Origin of the sequence: Novosphingobium sp. fls2-241-R2A-195 (assembly GCF_030209485.1) — a bacterium.
GTDB classification, from domain to species: Bacteria; Pseudomonadota; Alphaproteobacteria; order Sphingomonadales; family Sphingomonadaceae; genus Novosphingobium; species Novosphingobium resinovorum.
Window position 1 is genome coordinate 56,374 of sequence record NZ_JARVRY010000004.1, and the last position, 26,342, is coordinate 82,715.

At 66.1% G+C, this 26,342-nt stretch carries 24 protein-coding genes; 12 read left to right on the forward strand and 12 right to left on the reverse strand.

Going from position 1 to position 26,342, the window contains the following annotated elements; all coding sequences use genetic code 11:
• On the forward strand, positions 1-1,134 hold the full coding sequence (locus tag QRN25_RS03365) for a phosphotransferase enzyme family protein (protein ID WP_285017456.1): 1,134 nt from the start codon (positions 1-3) through the stop codon (positions 1,132-1,134).
• Complete coding sequence (pnuC, locus tag QRN25_RS03370) at positions 1,134-1,712, forward strand: nicotinamide riboside transporter PnuC (protein ID WP_285017457.1); 579 nt, start codon at positions 1,134-1,136, stop codon at positions 1,710-1,712. The genes QRN25_RS03365 and pnuC overlap by 1 nt, the downstream gene beginning before the upstream one ends.
• Here pnuC and QRN25_RS03375 read toward each other — a convergent pair.
• From QRN25_RS03375 to QRN25_RS03415, 9 genes are all read right to left on the reverse strand, one after another.
• Positions 1,707-3,206, reverse strand: a complete 1,500-nt coding sequence (locus QRN25_RS03375; RefSeq protein WP_285017458.1) for an aldehyde dehydrogenase family protein — start codon at positions 3,204-3,206, stop codon at positions 1,707-1,709. The two genes, pnuC and QRN25_RS03375, sit on opposite strands and share 6 nt — an antisense overlap.
• Before the next feature lie 2 nt (positions 3,207-3,208).
• A complete protein-coding gene (locus tag QRN25_RS03380; protein ID WP_285017459.1) occupies positions 3,209-4,354 on the reverse strand; it encodes an FAD-dependent oxidoreductase in 1,146 nt (381 codons plus the stop codon).
• A 15-nt stretch (positions 4,355-4,369) separates the two neighbouring features.
• Entirely contained in the window at positions 4,370-6,208 is a 1,839-nt protein-coding gene (locus tag QRN25_RS03385; RefSeq protein ID WP_285017460.1) for an alpha/beta fold hydrolase, read from the reverse strand.
• Positions 6,209-6,307: 99 nt separating this feature from the next.
• Positions 6,308-7,225 carry a LysR family transcriptional regulator gene (locus QRN25_RS03390; protein WP_285017461.1) on the reverse strand — a complete coding sequence of 306 codons (918 nt, stop codon included), beginning with the start codon at positions 7,223-7,225 and terminating at the stop codon, positions 6,308-6,310.
• Positions 7,226-7,267: 42 nt separating this feature from the next.
• Complete coding sequence (locus QRN25_RS03395; protein WP_285017462.1) at positions 7,268-8,587, reverse strand: dicarboxylate/amino acid:cation symporter; 1,320 nt, start codon at positions 8,585-8,587, stop codon at positions 7,268-7,270.
• Between the two features lie 67 nt (positions 8,588-8,654).
• Positions 8,655-9,281, reverse strand: a complete 627-nt coding sequence (locus QRN25_RS03400) for a glutathione S-transferase (RefSeq protein WP_285017463.1) — start codon at positions 9,279-9,281, stop codon at positions 8,655-8,657.
• A gap of 4 nt (positions 9,282-9,285) precedes the next feature.
• Complete coding sequence (locus tag QRN25_RS03405) at positions 9,286-9,870, reverse strand: hypothetical protein (protein ID WP_285017464.1); 585 nt, start codon at positions 9,868-9,870, stop codon at positions 9,286-9,288.
• A 57-nt stretch (positions 9,871-9,927) separates the two neighbouring features.
• Positions 9,928-10,593: a murein L,D-transpeptidase catalytic domain family protein gene (locus QRN25_RS03410; protein WP_285017729.1), complete on the reverse strand. Its 666-nt coding sequence runs from the start codon at positions 10,591-10,593 to the stop codon at positions 9,928-9,930.
• Positions 10,594-10,712: 119 nt separating this feature from the next.
• On the reverse strand, positions 10,713-11,246 hold the full coding sequence (locus QRN25_RS03415) for a VOC family protein (protein ID WP_271182935.1): 534 nt from the start codon (positions 11,244-11,246) through the stop codon (positions 10,713-10,715).
• Positions 11,247-11,414: 168 nt separating this feature from the next.
• On the opposite strand from QRN25_RS03415, the gene QRN25_RS03420 reads away from it, so the two are divergent.
• The 3 genes from QRN25_RS03420 (at position 11,415) to QRN25_RS03430 (ending at position 14,682) form a co-directional block, all read left to right on the forward strand.
• Positions 11,415-12,770 carry an aromatic ring-hydroxylating oxygenase subunit alpha gene (locus tag QRN25_RS03420; protein WP_285017730.1) on the forward strand — a complete coding sequence of 452 codons (1,356 nt, stop codon included), beginning with the start codon at positions 11,415-11,417 and terminating at the stop codon, positions 12,768-12,770.
• A complete protein-coding gene (locus QRN25_RS03425) occupies positions 12,767-14,113 on the forward strand; it encodes an aromatic ring-hydroxylating oxygenase subunit alpha (protein WP_285017465.1) in 1,347 nt (448 codons plus the stop codon). The genes QRN25_RS03420 and QRN25_RS03425 overlap by 4 nt, the downstream gene beginning before the upstream one ends.
• 71 nt (positions 14,114-14,184) lie before the next feature.
• Positions 14,185-14,682 carry a methylated-DNA--[protein]-cysteine S-methyltransferase gene (locus QRN25_RS03430; RefSeq protein ID WP_285017466.1) on the forward strand — a complete coding sequence of 166 codons (498 nt, stop codon included), beginning with the start codon at positions 14,185-14,187 and terminating at the stop codon, positions 14,680-14,682.
• Positions 14,683-14,686: 4 nt separating this feature from the next.
• On the opposite strand, the gene QRN25_RS03435 is transcribed toward QRN25_RS03430, so the two are convergent.
• The 3 genes from QRN25_RS03435 to QRN25_RS03445 all read right to left on the reverse strand — a co-directional run bounded on the left by QRN25_RS03435 (position 14,687) and on the right by QRN25_RS03445 (position 17,289).
• Complete coding sequence (locus tag QRN25_RS03435; protein WP_008830388.1) at positions 14,687-15,445, reverse strand: SDR family oxidoreductase; 759 nt, start codon at positions 15,443-15,445, stop codon at positions 14,687-14,689.
• 130 nt (positions 15,446-15,575) lie between these two features.
• A complete protein-coding gene (locus QRN25_RS03440; protein ID WP_285017467.1) occupies positions 15,576-16,496 on the reverse strand; it encodes an SDR family oxidoreductase in 921 nt (306 codons plus the stop codon).
• Between the two features lie 106 nt (positions 16,497-16,602).
• On the reverse strand, positions 16,603-17,289 hold the full coding sequence (locus tag QRN25_RS03445) for a TetR/AcrR family transcriptional regulator (RefSeq protein ID WP_285017468.1): 687 nt from the start codon (positions 17,287-17,289) through the stop codon (positions 16,603-16,605).
• Positions 17,290-17,561: 272 nt separating this feature from the next.
• Between QRN25_RS03445 and QRN25_RS03450 the strand changes: the two genes are divergently transcribed.
• The 7 genes from QRN25_RS03450 to QRN25_RS03480 all read left to right on the forward strand — a co-directional run bounded on the left by QRN25_RS03450 (position 17,562) and on the right by QRN25_RS03480 (position 26,228).
• Positions 17,562-19,196, forward strand: a complete 1,635-nt coding sequence (locus QRN25_RS03450; protein ID WP_285017469.1) for a class I adenylate-forming enzyme family protein — start codon at positions 17,562-17,564, stop codon at positions 19,194-19,196.
• Between the two features lie 130 nt (positions 19,197-19,326).
• Complete coding sequence (locus QRN25_RS03455) at positions 19,327-20,088, forward strand: SDR family NAD(P)-dependent oxidoreductase (protein WP_271182929.1); 762 nt, start codon at positions 19,327-19,329, stop codon at positions 20,086-20,088.
• Positions 20,088-21,452 carry an aromatic ring-hydroxylating oxygenase subunit alpha gene (locus tag QRN25_RS03460; protein WP_285017470.1) on the forward strand — a complete coding sequence of 455 codons (1,365 nt, stop codon included), beginning with the start codon at positions 20,088-20,090 and terminating at the stop codon, positions 21,450-21,452. Before QRN25_RS03455 ends, QRN25_RS03460 begins: the two co-directional genes overlap by 1 nt.
• A 140-nt stretch (positions 21,453-21,592) precedes the next feature.
• Positions 21,593-22,567 carry a thiamine pyrophosphate-dependent dehydrogenase E1 component subunit alpha gene (locus tag QRN25_RS03465; RefSeq protein ID WP_271182927.1) on the forward strand — a complete coding sequence of 325 codons (975 nt, stop codon included), beginning with the start codon at positions 21,593-21,595 and terminating at the stop codon, positions 22,565-22,567.
• Between the two features lie 10 nt (positions 22,568-22,577).
• Positions 22,578-23,588 (forward strand): alpha-ketoacid dehydrogenase subunit beta, encoded by a 1,011-nt coding sequence (locus QRN25_RS03470; RefSeq protein WP_271182926.1) that lies wholly within the window; start codon positions 22,578-22,580, stop codon positions 23,586-23,588.
• 11 nt (positions 23,589-23,599) lie between these two features.
• Positions 23,600-25,051, forward strand: a complete 1,452-nt coding sequence (locus QRN25_RS03475) for a dihydrolipoamide acetyltransferase family protein (RefSeq protein ID WP_285017472.1) — start codon at positions 23,600-23,602, stop codon at positions 25,049-25,051.
• A 13-nt stretch (positions 25,052-25,064) separates the two neighbouring features.
• A complete protein-coding gene (locus QRN25_RS03480) occupies positions 25,065-26,228 on the forward strand; it encodes an acyl-CoA dehydrogenase family protein (RefSeq protein WP_285017473.1) in 1,164 nt (387 codons plus the stop codon).
• Positions 26,229-26,342 lie beyond the last annotated feature (114 nt).

Here is a 26,342-nt window from a genome sequence, read left to right on the forward strand (position 1 = left end):
ATGAGCGGCGGGGTGCCTCGGGCGGACCATCTCGTGCACGGGATGGGCACGGAGCTTGAGGCGCCCGTCTGGCCCGCGATAACCGAGCCCGAGGCGGAAGGCGTTCTCGCGCACTTCCCGCAAGTCGGGCGAGTGGAAGCGCTGCGCTGGCATTCCCCCCGCCCGTTCTCGGCCGCGACGCTGGTGGAAGCGGGCGGGGAAACGCTGTTCCTCAAGCGCCACCACCGCGCGGTGCGCTCCCCCGCCGCGCTGGGCGAGGAGCACGCCTTCATGGCACATCTGCGGGCGAAAGGGCTGAGCGTGCCCGAGGTCATGGTGACGTCGGACGGTGGCGGAGCGGTGGCGCAGGGGGAATGGACGTACGAACTCCATCGCCGGGCGCCGGGCATCGATCTCTACCGCGAGCTGCAGTCGTGGACGCCCTTCCTCTCGCATGATCATGCTTTCGAGGCTGGCGTCGCGCTGGCCCGGCTGCATGCGGCTTCGCGTGATTTCGCAGCCGAGGCGCGAGAGGATCGTCCGCTGGTCGCCAGCTTCACCATCGTGTTTTCGTCCGACCCGCTCGCGGCGGCCGAGGCTTATTTGGCAGCACGGCCGGCTCTCGACGCCTACCTCGATGACAAGTCATGGCGCCGTGAACTGGCTCGACTGTTCGATGCGCTGGGCGAGGGAATTGTGGACCGGATCAAGGGTCGGCCTACCCTATGGACGCACAACGACTGGCACCCTTCCAACCTCTTATGGTCCGTTAGGGGCACTGTGAGTGCCGTTATCGATTTCGGTCTCGCGACCCGGACTTGCGCTATCCACGACCTCGCCACGGCGATCGAGCGAACGGCCATTCCCTGGCTGGAAATCGGCGGAAATGCGGGCGATCCGCAGGCGGCTCGGGCAGTGATCGCGGGCTACCGGACGGTCCTCCCGCTGACCGGCGCGGATGTTCGGACGATCGCCTGTCTGCTGCCGCTGGTGCATGTCGAATTCGCTTTGTCGGAAGTTGATTATTTCGCAGGAATCCTCGCTGATCGCGGTCAGGCCGACCTCGCGTGGCAGGGCTATCTCATCGGGCACGCCGAGTGGTTCCTGTCCCCGCCGGGACGCGATTTCCTGAGCCGGTTGGAGGCCGCAGCCTGATGTCGATACTGGAGATTGTCGCCGTCGTCGTCAGCTTCCTCGGCATCTGGTTCACTGCCCGCCGCTGGATGCTGTGCTGGCCGGTCAGCCTGCTGGCCTGCGCCTTGTATTTCAAGGTTTTCCTCGACGTGCGCCTCTATTCCGACATGATGCTGCAGGCGCTGTTCGGTGTTGCGATCCTCTACGGTTGGGCGTCCTGGGGACGCGGGAAGGCCGATAGCGGCGACATCGTCGTCAAGCCGCTGTCGCTGCTCGGCGCTGCGGTGGGCCTCGGCGCCGGGGCTGTCGGTGCGGCCGCGATAGGCTGGCTCGCCAGCCGTTACACCGACGCCGCCTTGCCGTGGATGGACGCGGGGCTGAGCAGCTTCAGCCTCGTCGCCCAGTACTGGACGGCGCGGCGGCAGTCGGCCAACTGGCTGCTGTGGATCGCGGTGGACGTGCTCTACGTCGGCATGTTCGCGTTCAAGGACTTGTGGCTGACGGCGGGGCTCTACGCCGCGATGGTCGCTCTTGCCGTGCTCGGCTACCGGCGCTGGCGGGCAGCGGCGGCACGGCAAGGGCAGACCGCCGCCTTATAGGCGCGCCGTCACCGCCTTGGTCTCGAGATAGCCGTCGAGGCCCTCCTGACCGAACTCGCGGCCCCAGCCGGACTGGCCGTAGCCGCCGAACGGAATATTCGTACCCACCGCGCCGTGGCAGTTGATCGAGACATGCCCCGAACGCACCCGCTTCACCAGCCGGTGCGCCGCCGCCATGTCCCGCGTCCAGACGCTGCCCGACAGGCCGTAAGGCGTGTCGTTGGCGAGCCGTGCGAGTTCGTCGAGGTCGGTCGTCGCGACCTTCTGCACCGCCATGACGGGGCCGAAAATCTCCTCGCGCATGACCGCCATGTCGGGCGTGCAGTCGGTGAAGATCGTGGGCTGGACGAAGTTGCCCGGCCGCGCCAGCTTTTCGCCGCCGGTGACGAGCCGGGCCCCGGCTGCCTTCGCGGCGTCGATATGCGCCATGACCTTGCCGCAATGCGCCTCGGAAATCAGCGGCCCCTGCATCGTCGCGGGATCGAGCCCGTGGCCCAGCGTCATGCCCGAGGCGAACTGAACGAGCCCCTTGATCAGCGCGTCATAGATGTCCTCATGCGCGAAGATGCGGGTGCCGGCCATGCAGTTCTGGCCCTGCAGGAAGAACGTCGCCATCGCGACGCCGGGCACGGCGAGGGCGAGGTCGGCGTCGGGCATGACGATGACCGGGCTCTTGCCGCCGAGTTCCAGGCTGACTTTCTTGAGGTTGCCCATCGCCGCCATGACGATGCGTCGTCCGGTCGCGGTCGATCCGGTGAAGGAAACCTTGTCCACGTCCGGGTGCTCGGCCAGCGCTTGTCCGGCAGTCGCGCCGAAGCCGTTGACGATGTTCACCACGCCCGCCGGGAAGCCCGCCTCGCCGATCATGTCGGCCAGTGCCAGCAAGGAAAGCGGGGTTTCCTCCGATGGCTTGACGACGACCGTGCAGCCCGCCGCCAGCGCCGGGGCGAGCTTGAGGATCGCGGTTGACAGCGGCACGTTCCACGGCACGATCTGGCCGACGACGCCGACCGGTTCGCGCAAGGTGTAGGTCAGCGCTTCGGCCTCGGCGGAGACATGGCGCGGCGGGGTCGTGGTGGTGCCCTCGATACGCAGGATCGCGCCTGCGTAGTAATCCACCATCTCGACACAGTTGGCGGTGGTCAGCCCTGCGATGAAGCGCGGCATGCCGTTGTCGATCACGTCGAGTTCGGTTAGCAGCGTCGCGTTGGCCTCCATGACCCGGGCGAGGTGCTGCAGGATCGCGGTGCGCTCGGCGGCGGCCATGCTGCCCCACGGTCCCTCGAAAGCACGACGCGCGGCAGCGACGGCGCTGTCGATCTGCGCCTTGCCGCCGACGTGGAAGCGCGCGAGCACAATGCCAGTCGCCGGATCGCGGGTTTCGTGGAAGGCCTCGCCCTCGACCCGCTCACCGTCGATGAGAAGGCGCATGTCCCCGTCGAGGAAAGCGACGGTTTCGGGCGAGAGGGTGTGTCCGTCAAAGGGCCGGGTCATCGTCATACTTCCACCGTCCGGCAATCGTACTGGAACAGGCCCAGCGATTCCTCGTCCTTCATATCGCCGAGGCCGAAGAGGGCGGCATCCTGCCCCTGCATGCGGTCGGCATTGGCGTTGGATTCCGCCTGGATGAAACTCGCGCGTTCATGGCGTGCGGCCTGATAGCGGGCAAGCCCCCCACCGATCGTGTTCGAGGCCCGGAGTGCGCGGGCGAGCACCACGCCATCCTCGATCCCGCAGGCGGCGCCGTGGCCGAGGAATGGGGTCATGGCGTGCGCGGCGTCGCCGATCAGCGTCACGTTGTCGTCGATGATCCAGTTGGGAAGCGCGCTGCGGGCATTGATCGCCCACTTAAACAGAGGCTGGGCGCAAGCTGCATCGACCAGCTTTTGTGCATCATCGCACCAACCCGCGTAGATGCTGTGCAGTTCGGCGGGGTCGGCGGGGAGCATCCAGCCTTCCTCGTTCCACCCGGCCTGCCTGGCGAAGAACACGAGGTTCATCACCTTCGATCCGCGCACGTTGTAGCGGTTGAGCATCGCGCCGGGGCCGATGAAGATGCCGGGGAAGTCGGAGAGTTCCTGTAGTTCCGGCGTCACCGGCACCAGCGCGCGCCATGCGACGTGGCCTGTGAAGTGCGCGGCCGTCGTTTCGAAGCGCTGGCGGATGACGGACTTCACGCCGTCCGCGCCGACCAGCAGGTCGCCGCCGATGCGCTCTCCGCCCGCAAGGATCGCCTCGGGGCCTTCGCTGCCGACCACGGCTGCGCCGCAGCGGACCTCGACGCCTGCATCGAGGGCTGCGGCAGTCAGGACTTCATGCAGGTCGGCGCGGTGGATGGTGACGTAAGGCGCGCCGTACTTGGCGCGCTGTGTGGAACGGTCCATCTGCACCAGCGTGCGGCCGTCCTGCCAGTGCTGGATGCGCTGGCGGGTAGGCTCGACGCCGACCGCTGCCGCCTTCTCGCAGACGCCGAGGAAATCGAGGCCCTTCATGGCGTTGGGCGACAGGGTCACACCCGCGCCGATCTCTCCGAGTTGCGGCGCGGATTCGAGCAGCGTGACGCGGAAGTCCTGCTGTGCCAGCGCGGCAGCTGCGGTCATTCCGGCGATGCCGCCGCCGACGATTACGATGTGCTTGCTCATGGCATTCTACTCCAATCAGGCCGCATCGTTCAGCGAGACGATGACCTTGCCGAACGCGCCCGATGCGGTGCGGGTGTAGGCGGCTTCCGCTTCCTCGAAGGGGAACACCCGGTCGATGACGGGACGCAGGCTGTTGTCTTCCATGAAGGCCACCAGCGCTTCCTGATCGGCGCGCGAGCCGACCAGTACCGCACTGACGCGCAATGCCGCGAAGATCATCGGCATCGCGGGAATGTCGCCTCCGAAACCGTCGAGCGCGCCAATCAGGGCAAGGTGGCCATCGAGGCCGAGGCTGGCGATCGACTTGCCTATGGTGCCGCTGCCGCCCAGTTCGACCACCTGATTGACGCCCGCGCCGCCGGTGATGGCGCGCACCGCGTCGGCCCACTCGGGCGTGGTGACGTAGTTGACGCCGGAGTGGGCGCCCATCGCCTTGACGGTCTCGATCTTCTCGTCGCTGGAGGAGAGCACGATCGCCTTCGCGCCTGCTGCAACCGCGATCTGCAAAGCGAACAACGCCACGCCGCCGGTGCCGATGATCAGGACCCAGTCATCCTTCTCCAGCTTGCCGAGCGTCATCAAGGCGCGCCATGCGGTGACGCCGGCGCAGGGCAGGGCGGCTGCTTCCTCCCAACTCCAGCCCTCGGGAATGCGGGTGATGCCGGAGGCCGAAAGCACGACATAGTCCGCGAAGACGCCCGGCCCACCGCCACCGAGGGACGAGACCGCAGCGGGCAGGGTCAGGCGGCCATCCGCCCAGTTTTGACAGAACGTCGAGGCGACCCGGTCGCCCACCTGCCAGCGTTCGACGCCCGCGCCAAGCGCGACGATTTCGCCTGCTGCATCGGACAACGGCGTGAAGTTGTCGGCACCGTTCACCGGGTAGCTGAGGTCGCGGATGCTGACGTCGCGGCGGTTGATCGAAACCGCGTGGACCCGCACGACCACTTCGCCGTGCGCGGGCGAGGGCACTTGTGCGTCGGCGCGTACGAGGTCGTAACCGGTGTCGCCCTGCTTCAGTGTGTAGCGCTTGTTTGCCATGGTCTTGTCCGTTGCGTAAGGAGGCTGGATGAAGTCGAGAAGTGCGCGGGCGAACTGGCCCGCCTGGCGCTCCGGCGTGGCGAGGAAGGCCGGGCCGGTCGGATAGAAGGACACGGCCGGGAAGTCTTCGCGGAAGCGGGTGAGCATTCCGCCGAGGGTGAGCGGGTCGTCGGCTGCTTGCACGATCTGCACCGGGCAGCGGACCTCGCGGAACACCGCGCCGAAATCCTGCGCGAAGATCGCGTCGAAGGCTTGGTCACGCGCCTCCATGGCGGTGAGCGCGCCCAGCGTCTCCGCATGGACGAGCGGGCCGTCGTAGTCGAGGAACAGGCTTTTCATCAGGTCCCAGCAGTTGGAGACGTGCGAGCCGTCGCTGGCGATCGGCGCGGCGTTGCCGATGTCGGCGCGCATCTTGGCGCGATCTTCCTCGGGCGCATAAAGGACGCCGGAAAGGGTCAGCGATTGCGCCCGCTCAGGTGCGAGCCGGGCCATCTCCGCCGCGAAGTGCGTGCCGGTGTGATGTGCGGCGAGGTGGAGCCTGCCGATGCCGAGCGCGTCGAGCGCCTCCAGCAGCCAGCGGCCGTACTCTTCGGTCGAGGGGCTGCCGTCCGGCCGGAAAGACTGCCCGAAGCCGGGCGTGTCGAGCGCCACGGCGGCATTACGTCCATCGAGATAATCCAGCATCGCGTCGAAGCTGGAAGACGAAACCGGCGTGCGGTGCAGGAGGACTAGGGGGATGCCCGGTCCATCGACCGAGCGGAAATGGATCTGCCCTGCACCCGTGCGTGCGTAGCCCTTGGTTTGACCGGCCATGCGAATTCCCTTGCCGCTTGCGGCCTCAGCACGGCCTCATCGCTTCCCGCGGCAAAGTCTATGGCCGGCGAAATGGCGCGGCCAGCAAATCGGGAGAATTTACGACAACTTTTGGTTGTCGTCCTCATGCGCTCCGAGATAGGCCTTCACGATGTCGCAATAGGCGGTGACGACCGGAGTAGGCCGGGCGTGGCGCCGGGTCGCCATGACAAGCTCCCATCCCGCGTCCTCCGGCTCGACCGGAAGCACGGCAAGGAGGCCATCGCGAACGTGGGGCCGGGCTTGCCGAAGAGGCGCGATCCACCAGAAGTCGCTGCGGCGCAGCCATGCCATCGCGAAGTCGATCGAGGCGGCTTTCAGCATCGGTCGCGGTGTCGGCGATCCGGCGAAGATCCGCTCCAGATAGCTCTCGCCGCGCGGGTAGTTGTGGATCGCGAGCATCGGATAGCCCGCCAGCATCGCTGTGGAGACGGCGGCCGCATTTGCGAGCGGATGATCCTTGCGCACCACCACGACGTTGCGGTCGCGGGCGATGACGCTGGTGGTAACGAGATGGCGGGGGATCTGCTCGGGGCTGGAGCAGAGGATCAGGTCGAGATCACCCTGCAGCATCGTGTCGCGCAGCAGCGGAAAGTCGCCACGATCCACGGAGAGGCGCGCTTCTGGATAGCGCTCGTGGAAAATCCGGAGCGTGTCGGGAATGGCCTCGCTCAGAAGGTTCGGCGTCGCGCCGATGCGCAGGTGGCCGTGCTTGCGGCCCATGGTATCGGCAAGGGCGTCGTCGAAGCGGCGCACGTCGGCAAGGATGTCGCGCGCGTAGGCCAGCAGTTGCCGCCCTTCCTCGGTCAGCAGCACCGCCTGTCGCCCGCGTTCGAACAGGCTGATGGACAGGCTGCGCTCCAGTTGAAGGATGCTCTTGCTGACGGCCTGCTGGGACAGGTTCACGCGCTCGGCGGCGAGCCGGAAGTTGCGCGCCTCGGCGACCGCGAGGAAGTGTCTCAGCTGGCGGATTTCCATCGAGGGCTGCGTACTTCATCGCGAAGGGGGCCGCCAGCCTGATCAGGCTGCGACAGCTTTTTCAGGAGCGCTCACGGCAGAGATGACGGTGGCGCATACGAGGTCGCCGATGACGTTGAGGGTCGTGCGGCACATGTCGAGGAAGCGATCGACGCCGATGATGAGGCCGATGCCCTCGGGCGGGACGCCGACGCTGCCGAGTATTAGCGCAACTACCGGCAGCGATCCGGCGGGAACGCCCGCCGTGCCGATTCCGGCGAGAATGCAGATGACCATCACATAGAGCTGTTGCCCCAGGCTCAAGTCGACGCCGAAGAATTGCGCGAGGAACAGCACCGTCACGCCCTCGAACATGGCGGTGCCGTTCTGGTTGGCGGTCGCTCCGATCGTCAGCACGAAGCGGGCGATCTTGTTGGGGAGGTGGAGTTCTTCGTCGGCGACGCGCAGCGAGGTGGGCAGGGTGGCGTTGGAACTCGCGGTCGAGAAGGCCAGCAGGCTGACTTCGCGGGTCGAGCGGAAGAACGCGATCGGATTCCTGCGCGCAATGAAGGCGAGGAGCAGGGGGTAGACGCCGAACATCTGCAGGCCCAGCGCCAGCAGCACGACCCCCGCGAAGGCCGCGAGCTTGCCCAGCAGGTCCCATCCGAACTGCGCCGAGAGATTGAACATGAAGCAGAAGATCGCGATCGGCGCGAGTTGGATGACGATACCGATCAGCTTCATCGCAACCTCGAAGACGCCTTCGATGGCATCCTTGAGCGTCTCCGTGCGCGGGCTCTGCACCAGCAGCAGGCCGATGCCGAAGAACAGCGCGAAGAACATGACGGCGAGGATGTCGTTCTCGCTCATCGCGGTGATCACGTTGGAAGGCACCAGCGCCAGCACGGCATCGACGCCCGTGGTCGATTTTGCCGAGGTCTGCAGGATGCTGCCGGCCGAATCCGCACCCTTGGCGAGCAGTTCCTGCGCTGCCTGCCGGTCCACGCCGTCCCCTGGCCTCAGGACATTGACGAGGGCGAGGCTGATGGCAACCGCGATCCCCGAGACGATCAGGGTATAGACCAGCGTGGCTACCCCGACGTTCCGCAAGGCGCGGATCTCGCCCATCTCCGCAATGCCGATGACGAGCGCGGAGAACAGCAGCGGCAGCACCAGCATGAACAGCAGCCGCAGGAAAATCTGCCCGATCGGCATCGTGACATATTCGACGAGGGGCGCGATCCATGGCGCGTCGGGGGCGAGCGTGTACGTCAGCAGTCCTGCACCGAGACCAAGCACGAAGCCTGCAAGAATGCGAAGCTGCAGCCGCTTGTGCCTTGCACGGCCGGGCGCGCTGTCGGAGGTTTCGCTAGCCTGATCCATGCCTACGGTCGGTTCCCTGACTTCGCGTGCCTGTGGAAGACAAAGTCCGAGCGGGGCAAACGTTGCCTCAGTGCGGGAACATCACCTTCGGGGTTTCAGGCGCCCACGGCGGCACGCGCACCATCGCGGCGTCGAACAGCGGTGATGCGAGGTGCCGGGAGAGCCAGTCTTGCACGTGGGACGGTGCATGTGCGGCGAACCATTCGCTGTCTACGGCCGCGAACTGGCGCACGAAGGGCATGACTGCGGCGTCCGACATTCCCCGCGCTTCTCCCGAGAGGTTGGCGGTTCGTGTCAGTCGCGCGTCCAGTTCGCGCAGGAAATCGAGGCCACTCGAACGGTGCAGCAATGGGTCTCCATCGTGACGCTCGGGATACTTGTAGCGATCGAGGTCGTGTTTGAACGGTCCGTCGTTGACGGCAATGAGCGCGGGATCGTCGCGCTCGAGCCAGCCTTCGGCGTCATGGGCGGCCAACACCCGGCGCATGATGTCGATGCTCTGGTCGATCACTTCGCCGTCCGGCATGACCATCACCGGAACAGTGCCTTTGGGAGACTCCGCCAGCATGGCCCGGGGCTTGGCGGAGAGTTTGACCTCCCGCAGTTCGCAGCGCATTTCGCTTACGATCACTGCCAGCCTTGCCCGCATCGCGTAAGGGCAGCGACGGAAGCTGTAGAGGATCGGCGCAGTCACCTCTTCAGTCGCCGGACAGAAGGCGGTAGGCGGCGGTCATCAGGCAATCGACGTCCTCGCTGCTCAGCACGTATTGCGGCTCGTACTCCAGCCCCACGCGGCGCGCGCGGCGCCACTGGTCGGCGTAAAGGCCCTTGTCCTGGCCGAAGACTGAATGAACGTGCCGCGCGAGTTCCGGGTGGCAATCGGCCGAACGGGCAAGCCCGAAGATGGCGACGTCGACGACGTGGGCGCCGACCATGATCCAAACATGCCCATTCCATGTAGGCTTGTCCTCGCCGAATACCTGCGCCCCGTCGAATGGCTCGCAGTCGCCGCGTACAGGCGTGCCGTCGATGCTCAGCGTACCGGCCACCAGATGCACGGGGGCATTGAGATGGCGTTCCAGTTGCACGGCAAGCGCAGCGCTGAGCAGCATTCCGGTTCCGGGCTGCTGCGGGAACACTTTCAGAAGATCGGCGGCGCAGGCGGCGATGCGCGCCTGGTCGGCCTCGGTCCATGCGTAAGCCTTGAATGCCTTGGCGGCGGCCCAGCCATGGGTGGCGGCGACGCGCTGGCCAAGTTGGACGAGGTCTTTCACGGGAGGCATGGCATTCTCGGCAGGAGAGGACGGGGCTTGGCCCATAGGCCAGTCAAGCCGCCCGGCTCAAGCCCGTCCGGCGTAGATCATCCGTCCCTTGCCGAGAAACCGGAAGACATCGTCGAGCTTGTTCTCACCCACCGCGAAACAGCCCTGGCTGCGCCCGAGCTTGCCGTGCGCGCGGATCATGTCGTCATTCGCATACCACGCGCTATGGATCACGACCGCGCGGTCCAGCGCATTGTTGTTGGTCGTATCGAGCCCGATCAGGCGCTGCGAACGGCCATGCTTGCCGACGTAATAGTCGTCGGTGAGAAAGGCGCCCTCGCTCGACGCATTGGAACCGAAGGCGTTCGAAAACCGCTCGGCAAAGCCGGTATGGTGCGGGTCGGAACCCGAGCCGTGAGCGACCAGCAGCTTCGAGGCCTTGCCATCGATAACGTCGAGAAAATGCATGCGCATCTCGGAAGATGGCGCGTCGAAATCGACTATCGCGATGCGATCATGGGCCTTGATCAGCTTCGAATGCCGATCGAGCGAGGCGAGCGCCTTGCGCAGCAGCTTGGGATCGACGGTGGAGAATGCCGAACGCGGAGCGGCGGGACGCGCTTCGACCAGCTTCGGCGGTGCCGAAATACGCACGGGCGCTGGCGGCGCCAACGGCCCGAGCGATCTCGAGGTGGACTGCGCCAGCGCGCCGATTCCAACGGCCGCGCTTCCGGCCATGAGCATGCGCCTGCTCAATCGGGAGGATTCTTCCGTCATGAGCCCGATATGGGGATTCTCGAGGAAACTTCAAATCGGACCATATCCGTTACGGATATGCCTTGGGGCATTTTCGCAAGGGCTTTTCAGATCGAGCGGCGCGGATCGGAGCCGTCCCAGGCCGCCGCCGCGCCCTTGATCATGGCGAACAGCTCGACCATCGGCGGCAGCGGTGCGATGACCTCGATCAGAGGGCTGAGGCCGTCGCGAGCCGTGTCCAGATAGGCGAAGCGCGACAGCGGCAGGCGGCCTTCCAGCAGCACGGGCACGCCGTCCGCCCGTGCCTGTGCCAGCGTGGCCTCGTAGTCGTCGATCCAGGTGCCGTAGTGATGCACGCCGCTTTTGCCGCTTTCCAGGAAATCGCGGTAGGTGGACGGCGCCGCGCCGGGCTGGATCAGTTCGATCATCGTGTCGCCGCTGTAGCTGATCGAGACGCCTCCGAAGATCGGTTCGTCCAGCGGCGCCGGGCTGTCGGCGACGGAAAGTTCCTCGAAGGGAAGGGGAATCGGGAAGTCGTAGAACGGTCCGACTCCCATCGATTTCGTCCAGTGCTCGACCGCTTCGTCGAGGTCTGGGACGACGTAGGCGATCTGGAAAATCCTGCCATAGATGCGGCTCATCTCGGTCACTCTCCCGCTATGCCGCGTTCCCGCGTCCGGTCGGCACGGGTGGTCGCGATCCTTCTTGAAAAACATTCATGACTGTTTTCTACTGAATGTCCACCCCGAGGGTGAGTCGGACATGAGAGACGGCCGCCCGGTGGATCCCAGAGGAGAGGGATGACCATGATGAAGCTCGATTTCGACGACTGGAACATCCATGTCGGCACGCCGCATCCGTTCAACGCGCGGGTTTCGCCCGCGATCGACAACGGCACCGGGCGGCCTGACCCGCGCCGCTACCACGACCGCGCTTTCATGCGCGAGGAGTGGGAAAAGGTCTTCGCCAGGAGCTGGCTGCTGGCCGGGCCTGCCTCCGACATTCCGGAGTCGGGGGACTTCTTCACATTCGATGTGGGACCTGAGAGCTTCATCGTCGTGCGCGGCGACGACGGCGCGATCCATGCGCACTACAACGTCTGCCCTCACCGTGGCAGCCGCCTCGTGACCTCGGACTTCGGCTCGCTCGACCGCTTCACCTGCCCGTTCCATTCGTGGAAGTTCGACCTCGAGGGCCGCAACGTCGCGGTGACCGATCCGGAGACGTTCCGGCCCGAAGTCCTGTGCCATGACCGCAATCTCACTTCGGTACGCTGCGAGGTGGCGGTGGGGCTGGTGTTCATCTGCATGGACCCGCAGGTCGAGCCGCTGAAGCAATGGCTCGCGCCGATCCTGCCGCATCTGGAACTCTACGACATCGATCGGATGTACGTGGTGCAGCACCGCCGCTCCGACTGGGGCGCGAACTGGAAGGGCGGGGTGGATGCCTTCGCCGAGATCTACCACCTCCATGCCGTCCACCCGCAGACGCAGTGCCTGATGGACGACCGCACCCAGATCGACCTTTGGCCGGGCGGCCTCTCACGCCAGTTCGTGCCCTTCGCGCAGCCCGCCGCGCGCTATGGGGATCAGGAGACGGTGAACCCCGGCATCCAGTCGATGCTGCGCGACGCCGGGATCGATCCCGAGACGTACGATGGCACTGCCGCCGAAACCCGCCGGGCGGTGCAGCAGGCCAAGCGCCGCCGATCCGCAGACCTCGGGCTCGGCTATGAGCGGTTCAGCGACAGCCAGCTCAGCGACTCCGTCGTCTACGGCCTGTTCCCCAATGCCCAGATCGGCTGCCATCCGGAGGCGATCTTCCTCCATCGCTTCCTGCCGCATGCCAGCGATCCGAACCAGTTCACGTACGACACCTGCATCCTCTACCGCCACGTCGACGCGCCCGGTTACAGCGCTCCGGCATGGATGGGGCTGGGGGAGGACACCGACCTTTCCGGCGCCACCCGGCCCGAGGTCGTTCACACTGGCCTCGGCGAGCCGCCGGGGCTGGGCGAGGTGCTGGATCAGGACTCCGACCTCCTGCCCATCGTGCAGGCGGGCGCCCGCTCGCGCGGTTTCCGGGGACCGCTGTGGAGCGAGCAGGAAGGCCGTCTACGCCACTTCCACGCCGAACTCGACCGCCGGATGGAGGCAGGCGTATGAACTACGATCCGCGCAGCTGGACCGTCCACAAGGGCTCCGATCATCCGTTCGACCAGCCCGCCCCGGCGATCGACAACGGCACCGCACGCCCTGATCCCGCGCGCTATACCTCGCCCGAATTCTTCGCCCGCGAATGGGACGAGGTCTTCGCCCACACCTGGCTGCTCGCCGCGCCGTCCAGCGATATTCCCGAGCCCGGCGACTGGGTGAAGTTCGATACCGGACCGGAGAGTTTCATCGTCGTGCGGCAGGCGGACGGCTCGGTCGCGGCGCACTACAACGTGTGCCCGCACCGGGGCAGCCGCCTCGTCACCGGAGAGATGGGCAGCCAGGACAGCTTCACCTGCCCGTTCCACTTGTGGCGTTACGGGATCGACGGGCACAACCAGAAGGTGACCGACGCCGAGACCTTCCGTCCCGAAGTGCTCTGCCATGGCACCGACCTGACCTCGGTTCGCGCGGAGGAAGCGGCGGGCCTCGTCTTCATCAACATGGACGAGGGCGCGCGGCCGCTGGCCGAGTTTCTCGCACCGATCCTGCCGATGCTGGAGACTTACGGCATGGACCGGATGCACGTCGTCCAGCATCGCCGGTCGGACTGGGCGGCGAACTGGAAGGGCGGGATCGACGCTTTCTACGAGAGCTATCACCTCCACGCGATCCATCCGCAGACGATGGGAGTGATCGACGACCGCACGCACATCGACCTCTTCCCGCACGGCCTCTCGCGCCAGTTCGTGCCGATGGCCCAGCCCAACTCGCACTTCCCGGATCAGGAGAGGATCAATCCCGGCATCGCCATGCTGCTGGCCGACGCGGGCGTCGATCCGGACAGCTTCACCGGCACCGCCATGGAAAGCCGCGCCGCGGTGGCCCATGCCAAGCGGGAGCGGGCGGCGCGGATCGGGCTGGACTATTCGCACTTCTCCGATGCGCAACTGACCGATGCGACGATCTTCGGGATATTTCCCAATACCCAGATCGGCTGCCACCCCGAGGCGGTGTTCCTCCATCGCTTCAAGCCGCATGCCAGCGATCCGGAGCAGTTCACCTACGAGACCACCATCCTCTACCGCCACGTCGATGCCCCCGGCTACGGTGCGCCGGGCTGGATGGGGCTGGGCGCGGAGGTCGACGTGACGGGCGCGACGCGGCCCGAGGTGGTCCATACCGGGCTCGGCGAACCGCCGGGTATGGGCGAGGTTCTGGATCAGGACTCCGACCTGCTGCCGATCGTTCAGGCGGGCGCGCGTTCGCGGGGGTTCCGTGGCCCGCTCTGGGGCGAGCAGGAAGCGCGGCTAAGGCATTTCCATGTCGAACTGGATCGGTGGTTGGAAGGTTAGACGGTATAAATGTTCCGGTTATGATCTGGTGACGGATTGACACTCGGCGCGGCGGCGGCAAGGAGGCGCGGATGGAACAGCCTCTCTATCGCCGCACGATGCCGTCGCCGGTGGGCGAACTCACGCTGGTGGGCGGCGACGCCGGGCTGGTCGCGGTGTTGTGGGAGAATGATCGGCCGGACCGGGTTCCCCTTGGTCCGCTGATCGACGAAGAACATCCGGTGCTTGCCGCCACGCAGACACAATTGCGCGAGTACTTCGCGGACGGTCGGCGCGTGTTCGACCTGCCGCTGGATTTCCGGGGCACGGAATTCCAGCGCAAGGTCTGGGCCGCGCTGCTGGAAATTCCCTTCGGCGAAACGCGAAGCTACGGCGAGATCGCGCGCGGGTTCGGCACTCCGGGTGCAAGCCGCGCGGTCGGTGCGGCGAACGGACGCAACCCCATCTCGATCATCGCGCCGTGCCACCGCGTGATCGGCAAGAGCGGCAACCTCACCGGTTTCGCCGGCGGCATCGACGCGAAAGCCTGGCTGCTGGCGATGGAGGAAGGGCAGCCGCTCCTGCTCTGACCGGTCAGAACGGCCTGATCGTCACGCCGTTGTCGATGACAAGCTCCGCGCCGGTGATGAAGCGGGATTCGTCCGAGGCGAGGAACAGCACCAGCGCCGCCACGTCCTTGGGATGGCCCGGCGTGCCCGGAGGCAGGACGCCGTCCGGGATTTCCTTCGGCTTGTCGAGGCGGCCTTCGGCGGTCTGCACCATCGGCGTCTCGATCGCGCCGGGATGGACCGAATTGCAGCGGATCTTGTAGCCCTTTTCCTGGCACATCACCGCGACCGACTTGGTCATCGCCCGCACCGCGCCCTTGGCGGCGGAATAGGCGAAGAAGATCGGATAGCCGAGCAGGGCGCCGGTCGAGCTCATGTTGACGATGGAGCCGCCGCTCCCCTTGTTCATCAGCGGGATCGCGTGCTTGCAGCCCAGGAACACGCCGTCGGTCATGATCGCGCTGACCCAGCGGAACTGTTCGAGCGTGGTATCCTCGACGTCGGCGCTGAGCACCACGCCTGCGTTGTTCACCAGCACGTCGAGCCTGCCGAAGCGCGCCTCGATCTCCTGCATGACGGCGATCCACTGCCCTTCGTCCGCCACGTCGAGCGCCATCGCCAGTGCGCCGCCACCGATGCGGTCGGCTACGGCGAGCGCGGTCTCCAGCTTCACGTCGGTGACGACCACGGTGGCGCCTTCACGGGCGAGCGCCTCGCAATCCGCCGCACCCAGCCCCGAGCCGCCGCCGGTGACCAGCGCGACTTTGCCTTCAACCCGGCCCATGTCTCTCTCCCGTTTTCGTCTTAGGAACAAACTTGTTCGTCATTGCGAGCGTAGCGAAGCAATCCAGCGCGGCATTCAACTGCCCTGGATTGCTTCGCTACGCTCGCAATGACGAAGAAAAGGGCATGGGCTACGCAGCCCCGTCCTCGCTGAAATATTCCGGCATTCCGGCGGGCCAGATCACGCCCCACTGGGCCTGCCCGCCGTCCATGATGATGAGGTCGCCATTGATGAACCGCGCCGCCGGGGAGGCGAGGTAGGCGATCGCCTCGGCCACGTCCCAGGCGTTGCCGCGCATCCGCATCGGGTTGGCCTTGTGGAAGCGCTTGAGCGCTTCCTCCGGGTACATGCGGAAGCCCTCGGTCTCGATTACGCCGGGGCCGATGCAGTTGACGCGGATGTTCCACTGCGACCACTCGGTGGCAAGCGTCTTGGAGAGGTAGATCACCCCCGCACGCGCCGCGCAGGTGTGCGCCGCCTGCGGCATGCCGCGCTCGACGTTCGCCACGATGTTGACGATGTTGCCCGGCTTGCCGTCCTCGCGCCAGCGCTTGGCGGCTTCCTGCATCATCCACCAGGTCCCGTTGAGGTTGGTGTCGATCACCGCCAGCCAGCCCTTGCGGGTGAAGTCTATGGCGTCCTGTGGGAACTGCCCGCCCGCGTTGTTGACCAGCGTATCGAGCCCGCCGAAGTGGTCATGAACCGTGCCGATCAGCGCCTCGACGCCTTCGGGATCGCGAATGTTGGTCGATACGGCGAGGACTTCGCTGCCGACCTCTTCGCGCACGAGGTCCACGGTGGTCTGCAGCTTGTCCAGGTCGCGCCCGCAGATCGCGACGTTGGCGCCCAGCCTTGCCGCCAGGAACGCCGCCGCCTTGCCCATGCCGCTGCCCGCGCCCGTAATCAGCACCGTCTGCCCGGCGAGCATGTCGTCCCGGTAGATCGTGGACTGCTGGCGCAGCGCCTCTTCGTCAAGGCCACGCGCCGGACGGTCCGGGCCATCGTCTTCGGGGCGGAACACTTTCGCGGTGTAGTTGCTGGGCGCGTTCAAATCTCTTGTCCTCACGAATCGGGACAGAGGCCGACTTGCGCCGCGTTGATCCTCTGCCCGCCACCACGGTAGCGGCGGCCGATCAAAAAGACAAACAAGATTGTTTTTACGAGACGGCGGCGCCCTTGTGCCACGGCATCAGCGCGCGGATCTGGTTCTCAAGATGGGTCAGCATGGCCGGGACCTTGGCCTTGTCCATCGCGCCGGTCTGCACCGCGATGGCCATGCCTTCGAGGATCGTCTGGGACAGGTTCATGGCCATGTCGAACTGGGCCGGAGCATCGCGCCATTCGGGGAAGAGGGCATCGGCCTGCGCGTTGAAGCGTTCGCGGAATTCCTCCTGCAGCGGGAAGAGGATCGCGCCGAGGTCCTTGTCGGTGCGCGCCGCCACGGCAAGTTCGTGGAAGGCGATGAACGCGGGTTTCTGGACCTGTGCCCAATAGACTTCCACAAGCGTGTCGACGTCGTGCTCCTCCGGCTTTTCGGCGGCGCGGCGGAAAGCGCGCAGGCGCTTCTCGTGCAGTTCGATGATCGTCGCCTTGATGAGCGCGGCGCCGTTCTCGAAGTGGTGCATCATCGCTCCGCGAGACAGGCCCGCCTCCTCGGCCACGCGCGGGGTCGTGGTGTTGGCGTAGCCGTGCTTGACGAGGCAGCGCACCGTCGCATCGATCAGCCGCGCGCGCGTCTGTGCCGCCTTGGTCGCCTGCAGGGTCGTGCCGCCATTCTTTGCGGGAGACGCCTTGGGAGCGGCGGGCTTTGCAGTGCGGGTGGTGCGCGTGCGCGAAAGAGCCATGTGATTCGCCTGGAAAATGCTGTCGGCAGTGATTGCGGATTCAATCCGCTTACGCTCTGGACCGCCCGTTAGGCAAGCACCCGAAGGACCCGGATCGCGGCCATTCCTGCGGATATCGCCGCGCTGGCATCACCTTGCCAAGCCCGTAAACAAAACAGACATGACTGATTGTATTTTTCCCACCGCTTGATAAGCTGGCGTCAAACACAGTTCGCATGATCGGGTGCTTTGCCGCGCGATCTGATAAGAGCACAGGACATGGGAGAGCGGGAATGGGCGATAGGCCGATCCTGACTATGGGCGAGATGGTGCGATCCTCGGCAGGCAAGTTCGGGGACCGCGATGCGATCGTGCTGCCGGACCGGCGGCTGACGTACACCGAACTGAACGAGGCAGCGCGCAGCTGGGCGCGGGCGTTCGTGGCGATGGGGGTGAAGCCCGGCGACAACGTCGGGCTGCTGCTTCCGACTTGCGTGGACTTCATCACCGCGTTCTATGGCATCACCATGGCGGGCGCCGTCGCGGTGCCGGTCAACGCGCGGTATCAGGCGAGCGAACTGGGCTTCGTCGCCGCCGACGCCGATCTCGTGACGATCATCACCATCGGTAAAGTCGCCGACGGTCTCGATTTCAGCGCGCGTCTCGAAGCGGCACTGCCCTCGCTGACGCAGGCGGAGGATCCCTGGGCGCTTGCCTTGCCCGAGGTGCCCCGCCTGCGCAGCATCGTGTGCCTGGACGACCGGTGCGCGCCTTACCTTGTTTCCGCCCGCGCGGCGCTGGGGGCGGGGCTGGAGACGCCCGAGGCCGAAGTGGATGCGCGGATCGACGCCGTCTCGCCGCAGGATACGGCGATGATCCTCTATACTTCGGGCACCACGGCCAATCCCAAGGGCGCGATGATCAGCCACCGCGCGCAAGTGGCGAACAGCCGCAATCTCGGTGTGCGCTACGAATGCACCGGCGAGGACAAGGTCTGGTCGCCGCTGCCGATCTTCCACATCGCCGGCATCCTGCCGATGACGATGATCCTCGACCTCGGCGGCGTCTACATGACGATCCCGCGCTTCGATGCCGGGGTAGGGCTGGCGATGCTGGGCAACGAGGGCGCGACGATCGCCTATCCCAGCTTCGTCACGATCATGCAGGACCTCATCACCCACCCGACCTTCAAGGACACCGACCTGTCGAAGCTGCGGGTGATGAACTCCAACTTTGCGGTCCAGCCCGAATGGATCAAACTGGCGGTGGCCGAGGCCATGCCGCACACCATTCAGGTCGGCACGTACGGGCTGACGGAAGGCGCGGGCACCGTCTCCACCAGCCGTCTTTCCGACAGCTATGACGTGCGCACCGGCCGCTGCGGGGTGCCGCTAGACGAGTGGAAGGTGCGCATCGTCGATCCCGAAACCGGCGAGGATTGCGGGCCGGGAGAGCAGGGCGAGATCGTGCTGGGCGGCCCGAACATCCTCAAGGGCTACTACAACGCCTCCGAAAAGACCGCCGAGGCCATCCGGGGCGGCTGGTTCTTCTCCGGCGACATCGGCTCGATCGACGCGGACGGCAACGTCATGTTCCATGGCCGTACCAAGGACATGCTCAAGGTCGGCGGCGAGAACGTCGCGGCGGCGGAGATCGAGGCCATGCTGCAGACGCACCCGGCGGTGAAGCTGGCGCAGGTCGTCAGCCTGCCGGACGACCGCTACTCCGAAGTCCCCGCCGCCTTCGTCGAACTCGCCGAGGGCGAGAGCGCCAGCGAGCAGCAGTTGATCGACCACTGCAAGGGCCGCATCGCCAGCTTCAAGATCCCGCGTCATGTGCGCTTCGTCGCGGAGTGGCCGATGTCGACCTCCAAGATCCAGAAGTTCCGCCTGCGCGAGGGGCTGATCGCGGAGTTGCAGGCGGTTTGAAACCGAAAACAAAAAAGGCAGTCGTGATTGTCTTTTTTATTGCATCGTCCGGGGCGAGGGGCTTACAGTCCTCTCAAGACTTCAAGGCCGCACTCCGACTCCGCGGCCATACGGAACAAGGAAGAAGCGAATGGATCTGGGACTGGCGGGCAAGAAGGCGATCCTCGTCGGCGCGGCGCGCGGCATTGGCTACTCGGTGGCCGAAGTCCTGGCGCGCGAGGGCTGCGACATCGCACTCACCGCGCGCAGCGAGGACAGCGTCAAGGACGCCGTCGCCAACCTTTCGAAGTACGGCACCAAAGTCGTCGGCAAGGCCGTCAACGCCAAGCAGCCCGAGGAATACAAGGCCTGGATCGACTGGGCGATCGAAGCGCTCGACGGTGTCGATATCCTCGTCCCCTTCACCTCGGCCGGCGGCGGCATGGGCAGCGAGAAGTATTGGTACAACGCCTTCGAGACCGACGTGATGGGCGTGGTCCGCGCGGTCGAGGGCGTGATCGAGAAGATGACCGAGCAGCAGCGCGGCGCGATCGTCCTGCTCGGCTCGACTTCGGTGGGCGAGGCGATGGGCGGCCCGCAGGCCTATAACGCGATGAAGGCCAGCCTCATCACCTGGGGCAAGCAGCTGGCGCTGTGGCACGGCAAGAACGGCATCCGCGTCAACGTCGTCTCCCCCGGTCCGATCGAGTTCGAGGGCGGCAACTGGGACATGATCAAGGGCACGATGGAGAAGTTCTACGCTTCCCAGCTTCGCCAGCAGCCTTCGGGCCGCCTCGGCCGACCGGAGGAAGTGGCCAAGGCCATCGCCTTCCTCGCCAGCGACGCGGCCAGCTGGTGTAACGGGTCGCACCTCGTCGTCGACGGGGGCTTCACCAACAGGACGCACTTCTGATGAAGCCGCATGTCATGGGCTGGGACCGGGCGTCGATGGACGTCAAGCGCGTCGTCGACGTGTTCCGCGTCGATCCCGAGTCCGTGGGTAACGGCACCCCGACGGAGCGTGCGCCCGATCCGGAGCTGGGCACCGACATAATCCCGGCCGCGCGCTATTACTCGCCCGAGTTCATGAAGCTGGAGTGGGAGCGGGTCTGGACCAAGGTGTGGCTGCTCGGCGGCCGCTCCGACGATCTGAAGGAGCCGGGCGACTACATTTGCACCGACATCGGCAAGGAATCCGTGCTGATCGTCCGGCAGGCGGATGGCTCGATCCGCGCCTTCCCAAACCTGTGCCTCCATCGCGGCAACCGCCTGCGTCCCGAGGGGCGCGGCAATGCCGAGAAGTTCCAGTGCATGTATCATCACTGGACTTATGGCCTCGACGGCAAGCTCGAGCATATCCCGGACTTGTGCACCTTCGTGCAGGGCGGTCCGGACGGCATGAAGCTGACGCCGCTGCCGTGCATCGAGTGGAACAGCTTCGTGTGGTTCTCGCTCGATCCGAACGTCGAGCCGTTCGACGACTTCATCGATCCGCTGAAGCGCCACCTCGAACCCTATCATCCCGAGCGGATGGCATGGATGCGCGACATCACCGTCGAGTGGGACTGCAACTGGAAGACCTCGGTCGATGCCTTCAGCGAGACCTACCACGTCCAGGGCATCCACCCGCAGCTCAAGTGGTATCTCGACGACGTCAACGTCCAGATCGACTGCTACGGCAAGCACAACCGCTACCTGATCCCCTTCGCGGCGATATCCCCGCGCGTGGCGATGCCGAGCCAGATCCCACCCGCGATCCACGAGATCATGGTGCATGCGGGAATGGACCCGGCCGAATACGAGGGCCGCGTCTCCGACATTCGCCGCGACGTGCAGCTGTTCAAGCGCGAGCACGGCGCGGCGCAGGGCAAGGACTATTCCGAACTCAATGACGAGCAGCTGACCGACGACTACCACTACACGATCTTCCCGAACGTGTCGGTGAACGTCCACGCGGACGACGTCATGCTGTTCCGTCAGCGCCCGCACGCCACCGACCCAAACAAGATGTACTACGACATCTGGATGTTCGGCCTCGTCCCCGAGGGTGAGGAATGGCCGGAGCGGGTCCGCCATCAGCGCTTCAAACACGGCGACAAGACCATCGGTCAGGTGCTCGATCAGGATGCCTTCAACTTGCCGACGGTGCAGACGGGCATGCAGTCGGACTTCTTCCCCGGCCTGCACATCGGCGATCAGGAACTGCGCATCCGTCACTTCCACAAGGTGCTGGACGACTACATCTACACGCACGGGAAGGGGCCGGATGACTTGTGACAAGGACGTCGTCCCGGACTTGATCCGGGACCGCTGGCCGAGCGTCACCCAACCCTCGGCAGGGCGCGCCTAAAGACAGCCACCGGTCCCGGATCAAGTCCGGGACGACGATTTAAGAACACCAACGGGAGAAGCGGGCGATGCAACTGAACCGCGACGAACTGCTGGGCGCCTATCGCCGGATGAAGACCATCCGCGAATTCGAGGAACGCCTGCACGAAGAGATCAAGACCGGCGAGATCGGCGGCTTCACGCACCTCTACGCCGGGCAGGAAGCGGTTGCCGTGGGCATCTGCGATCAGTTGACCGTGGACGACAAGATCGTCTCCACCCATCGCGGCCATGGCCACTGCATCGCCAAGGGCTGCGACGTGAAGGGCATGATGAAGGAGATCTACGGCCGCGCCGGAGGTCTCTGCAAGGGCCGCGCGGGCTCGATGCACATCGCAGACCTCGAAGTGGGCATGCTCGGCGCGAACGGCATCGTCGGCGGCGGTGCACCGCAGGCGGTGGGTGCCGCGATCGCCGCGCGCATAGACGGCAAGGGCAGGGTGGGCGTGACTTTCTCCGGCGACGGCGCCTGCAATCAGGGCACCACCTTCGAGGCGATGAACCTCGCCGTCGTGACCAAGGTTCCGGCGATCTTCGTCTTCGAGAACAACCACTATTCCGAGCACACCGGCGATGCCTACGCCGTGGGCACCAGCAAGGACATCGCCAGCCGCGCCGAAGGCTTCGGGATGAAGGCGTGGCGCGCCAATGGCTGCGACTTCTTCGAGACGTATGCAGCCTTCACCGAGCTGCTCGAATATGTCCGTGCCGGCAATGGCCCGGCCGCGATCGAGCTGGATACCGAGCGCTACTACGGCCACTTCGAAGGCGATCCGCAGCGCTATCGCGGCAAGGGCGAACTCGATCGCATTCGCGCCGAGCGGGACTGCCTCAAGGCCTTCCGCGCCCGCGTCACCGGCGCCGCGCTGCTGACCGACGCCGATCTCGATGCGGTGGACGCCGAAGTGCTCGCCCTGATCGAGGAGGCCGTGGCCGAGGCGCGTGCCGACGAGCAGCCCGATCCCGCCACCGTCGCCGACGACGTCTACGTTGAATACTACTGAGGAACCGCAGATGGCCATCATGAACATCCGCGAGGCAATCGTCTCGACGCTGCACGCGGAAATGGAACGCGATTCCGACATCATCCTGCTGGGCGAGGACGTGGTGGGCGGTAACGGCACCGCCGGAGGGCCCGAGGCGATCGGCGGCATCTGGGGCACCAGTCCGGGGCTCTGGAAGAAATTCGGGCCGGAGCGCGTGATCGACACGCCCATCAGCGAAAGCGCCATCATCGGCGCGGCGGCGGGCGCGGCGCTTTCGGGCAAGCGGCCGGTGGCGGAACTGATGTTCGCGGACTTCGTGGGCGTCAGCCTCGACCAGATCTGGAACCAGATGGCCAAGTTCCGCTACATGTTCGGCGGCAAGACCAAATGCCCCGCCGTGGTGCGGCTGGTCTACGGCGCGGGGATGCAGACGGCGGCGCAGCACAGCCAGTCGGTCTACGCGATGCTGACGGCGATGCCCGGCCTGAAAGTGGTGCTGCCCACCACCCCGGCCGACGCCAAGGGCCTGCTTACCGAGGCCCTGCGCGGCGACGACCCGGTGATGTTCTTCGAACACAAGACGCTCTACGGCGTGAAGGGCGAAGTGCCCGAGGGCGACCACCGCCAGCGCTTCGGCGAAGCGCGCGTGGTGCGCGAGGGCGGCGATGTCACCGTGGTCGCTTGCGGGCGCATGGTGAACTTTTCCGAAAAAGCGGCGGATGCAGTGGCGAAGGACGGCATCGGCATCGACTTGCTCGACTTGCGCACCACCAGTCCGCTCGACGAGGACGCCATCCTGGAATCGGTGGAGCAGACCGGCCGTCTGGTCGTGGTGGACGAAAGCCCGCCGCGCTGCAGCCTCGCCGCCGACATCGCCGCGATGGTGACCGAGCGCGCCTTCACCAGCCTCAAGGCCCCGCCCGCGATGGTGACCGCGCCGCACAGCCCGATCCCCTTCGCCCGCAACCTTGAACGCGCTTGGGTGCCTTCGCCGCAGAAGATCGAGGAAGCGGTCCGCCGCGTCCTCGCCTTCCGCTGAGGGGAGGGCACATGGCCAAACTCACTCCCTTCACGATGCCCAAGTGGGGCATCGAAATGGCCGAAGGCACGATCGCCGATTGGATGGTGGCCGAAAACGCCCCGTTCGAACGCGGCGCCGTGCTCACGCTGGTCGAGACCGACAAGATCACCAACGAGATAGAGGCCGAGAAGGACGGCCGCTTCGTGCGCATCCTTGCCGAAGCCGGGCAGACCTACCCGGTCGGCGCGCTGCTGGCGGTGTTGAGCGACGGCGGCGAAGCCAGCGCGGCGGAGATCGACGCGGTGATCGCGGCGTTCCGCCCTTCCGAAAGCGGCTTCGGCCCGGACGGGGACGATGCACCCGCTCCGGCCGCGCCCGCCGCCGAACCGGAAAAGCCCGCTGCACCCGTAGCGCCGCCGGTGCCCGAAGGCCTTGCCATCAGCCCCGCCGCGCTGGCGGAGGCGCAGCGCCTTTGTGTCGATCTCGCCACCGTCACCGGCACGGGCCGGGGTGGCCGGATATTCGCGCAGGACGTGCATCAGGCCGCGCGGCCCGAGGCCACGCCGCAGCTGGTCGGCGTGTTTGCGGCGACGCCGGACAGCCCCGTGCTTTCCACCCCCGTCGCCCGCCGTCTGGGCGTGCTGCACGGGTTGGACCTTGCCACGATCAAGGGCTCCGGCGCGCGCGGCAAGGTGCGGCGTGATGATGTGCTGGCGATCGTTCAGCAGGCGGCCCCGACACCGGCACCCGCTCCGGCGCCCGCCAGCGCGGCGCCGGCACCTGTCGCAGCGGCTCCCGCACCGCGTCCGGCTTCGGGCGATGTCGATGTGCTGCCGATGTCCTCGATGCGCCGCACCATTGCGCGCAGGCTGACAGAGGCGAAGCAGCAGATCCCGCACTTCTACGTCCGCCGCCGCGTCCGCGCCGACCGGCTGCTGGCCCTGCGCGCCTCGCTTGGCCCGGAGAAGCCCAGCGTCAACGACTTCATCGTCAAGGCCTGCGCCCTCGCGCTGCTGGAAGTGCCTGCCGTCAACGTGCAGGTCCACGGCAACGAGATCCACCGCTTCGGCTCGGCCGACATTTCGGTGGCGGTGGCGACCGAGAAGGGCCTCGTCACCCCGATCGTCTTCGGGGCCGACGATCTCTCCGTGGCCGAGATCGGGAGTGTGATGAAGGGCCTCGCCCAGCGCGCCCGCAGCGGCAAGCTGAAGCCGGAGGAATTCACCGGCGGCAGCTTCTCGCTGTCCAACCTCGGCGGGTTCGGGGTCGAACAGTTCGACGCCATCATCAACCCGCCGCAGGGCGCGATCCTTGCGGTCGGCACCGCCCGGCCCGAGCCCATCGACGACGACGGCGCGATCCGCATCGTGCCGGTGCTCCATCTGTCCCTGTCGTGCGACCACCGCGCGATCGACGGGGCCGACGGTGGCCGCTTCATGGCCGCGCTCGCGAACCTCATCGAACAGCCCCATTTGCTCTGACGGAAAAGAAACGATGAACTTCAAGCTGACCGAAGACCAGCTCCAGCTGCAGGAAGCCGCCCGTACTTTCGCCCGCGCCGAGCTGCCCGCCATCGCCGCCGAGCTGGAGCGCGACAACAAGCCGCCGAGCCGCGCGCTGGTCAAGCGCTATGCCGAAATGGGCTTTCTCGGCATCAACGTGTCGAGCGAACTCGGCGGTCTGGGTCTCGGCAACATCGAGGCGCTGATCGTGCTGGAGGAATTCGGCAAGATTTCCTCGGCGGTCGGCTTTCCGATCTTCGAAAGCTCGGTCGGCCCGGTCCGCGCGATCGAGCATTTCGCGTCCGACACGCTGAAGAAGCGCGTGGTTCCGGCCGTCTGCTCGGGTGACATGGTGGTGGCGGTCTCCATGTCCGAACCGGATGCGGGCAGCGCGCTGACCGACCTCAAGACCAAGGGCGTGGTCAAGGGCGACAAGCTGATCATCAATGGCACCAAGCGCTGGTGCTCGGGCGGTGGCCACTCGGACGCTTATGTCGTCTACTGCCGCCTTTCGGACGATCCGGGCGCAAAGGGCATCGGCGCGGTGCTGGTGGAAAAGGACGCGCCCGGCATCTCGTTCGGCCCGAACGAGGAGCTGATGGGCTTTCGCGGCGTGCCGTCGTCGGACATCAATTTCGACGACTGCGAAGTGCCGCTCGACAATATCATCGTGCAGGCGGGCGGCGGGTTCAAGAAGCTGATGGAAGCCTTCGACCTCGAACGCTGCGGCAATGCCACGATGTCGCTGGCGCAGGCATCGGGCGCGCTGGAGGACGTCAGCGTCTACGTTCAGGAGCGCAAGCAGTTCGGCAAGGCGATCGCCGAATTCCAGGCGGTGCAGATCAAGCTGGCCGAGATGCAGATGAAGATCGAGGCCGCCCGACTGCTGATCTGGCGCGCTGCCTCGCTGGCCGAGGACGGGCTGCCTTCGGTGCTGCACAGCTCCACCGGCAAGTGCTTCGCCAACACCATCGCGCGCGAGGTGACGGGCGATGCGATGCAGTTGATGGGGGCCTACGGCTACTCCAAGGAGTTCCCGATGGAGCGTCGCCTGCGGGACTCGTGGGGCTGGGGCATCGCCGGCGGGGCGATCGATATCCAGAAGGTCAATATAGCCGGGGCCATGCTCGGGCGGCGGTTCGATCAGCGGCGGTAGTGGCGGAGGGGGCTTCGACAAGCTCAGGGTGAGCGGGGTTAAGTGTAAACCTCCCAATTCCGCTCAGGCTGAGCTTGTCGAAGCCCCCTCGGTTACAGAGCCATGAGGGGGTGG

Coding starts and splice junctions, on each gene's coding strand:
- QRN25_RS03395 (WP_285017462.1), bottom strand. CDS start 8,587: ATGGATCAGGCTAGCGAAACCTCCGACAGCGCGCCCGGCCGTGCAAGG.
- QRN25_RS03430 (WP_285017466.1), top strand. CDS start 14,185: ATGGAACAGCCTCTCTATCGCCGCACGATGCCGTCGCCGGTGGGCGAA.
- QRN25_RS03390 (WP_285017461.1), bottom strand. CDS start 7,225: ATGGAAATCCGCCAGCTGAGACACTTCCTCGCGGTCGCCGAGGCGCGC.
- QRN25_RS03435 (WP_008830388.1), bottom strand. CDS start 15,445: ATGGGCCGGGTTGAAGGCAAAGTCGCGCTGGTCACCGGCGGCGGCTCG.
- QRN25_RS03375 (WP_285017458.1), bottom strand. CDS start 3,206: ATGACCCGGCCCTTTGACGGACACACCCTCTCGCCCGAAACCGTCGCT.
- QRN25_RS03410 (WP_285017729.1), bottom strand. CDS start 10,593: ATGCTCATGGCCGGAAGCGCGGCCGTTGGAATCGGCGCGCTGGCGCAG.
- QRN25_RS03470 (WP_271182926.1), top strand. CDS start 22,578: ATGGCCATCATGAACATCCGCGAGGCAATCGTCTCGACGCTGCACGCG.
- QRN25_RS03465 (WP_271182927.1), top strand. CDS start 21,593: ATGCAACTGAACCGCGACGAACTGCTGGGCGCCTATCGCCGGATGAAG.
- QRN25_RS03450 (WP_285017469.1), top strand. CDS start 17,562: ATGGGCGATAGGCCGATCCTGACTATGGGCGAGATGGTGCGATCCTCG.
- QRN25_RS03455 (WP_271182929.1), top strand. CDS start 19,327: ATGGATCTGGGACTGGCGGGCAAGAAGGCGATCCTCGTCGGCGCGGCG.
- QRN25_RS03385 (WP_285017460.1), bottom strand. CDS start 6,208: ATGGCCGGTCAAACCAAGGGCTACGCACGCACGGGTGCAGGGCAGATC.
- QRN25_RS03420 (WP_285017730.1), top strand. CDS start 11,415: ATGAAGCTCGATTTCGACGACTGGAACATCCATGTCGGCACGCCGCAT.
- QRN25_RS03425 (WP_285017465.1), top strand. CDS start 12,767: ATGAACTACGATCCGCGCAGCTGGACCGTCCACAAGGGCTCCGATCAT.
- QRN25_RS03480 (WP_285017473.1), top strand. CDS start 25,065: ATGAACTTCAAGCTGACCGAAGACCAGCTCCAGCTGCAGGAAGCCGCC.
- QRN25_RS03460 (WP_285017470.1), top strand. CDS start 20,088: ATGAAGCCGCATGTCATGGGCTGGGACCGGGCGTCGATGGACGTCAAG.
- QRN25_RS03415 (WP_271182935.1), bottom strand. CDS start 11,246: ATGAGCCGCATCTATGGCAGGATTTTCCAGATCGCCTACGTCGTCCCA.
- QRN25_RS03445 (WP_285017468.1), bottom strand. CDS start 17,289: ATGGCTCTTTCGCGCACGCGCACCACCCGCACTGCAAAGCCCGCCGCT.
- QRN25_RS03380 (WP_285017459.1), bottom strand. CDS start 4,354: ATGAGCAAGCACATCGTAATCGTCGGCGGCGGCATCGCCGGAATGACC.
- QRN25_RS03475 (WP_285017472.1), top strand. CDS start 23,600: ATGGCCAAACTCACTCCCTTCACGATGCCCAAGTGGGGCATCGAAATG.
- QRN25_RS03365 (WP_285017456.1), top strand. CDS start 1: ATGAGCGGCGGGGTGCCTCGGGCGGACCATCTCGTGCACGGGATGGGC.
- pnuC (WP_285017457.1), top strand. CDS start 1,134: ATGTCGATACTGGAGATTGTCGCCGTCGTCGTCAGCTTCCTCGGCATC.
- QRN25_RS03405 (WP_285017464.1), bottom strand. CDS start 9,870: ATGCCTCCCGTGAAAGACCTCGTCCAACTTGGCCAGCGCGTCGCCGCC.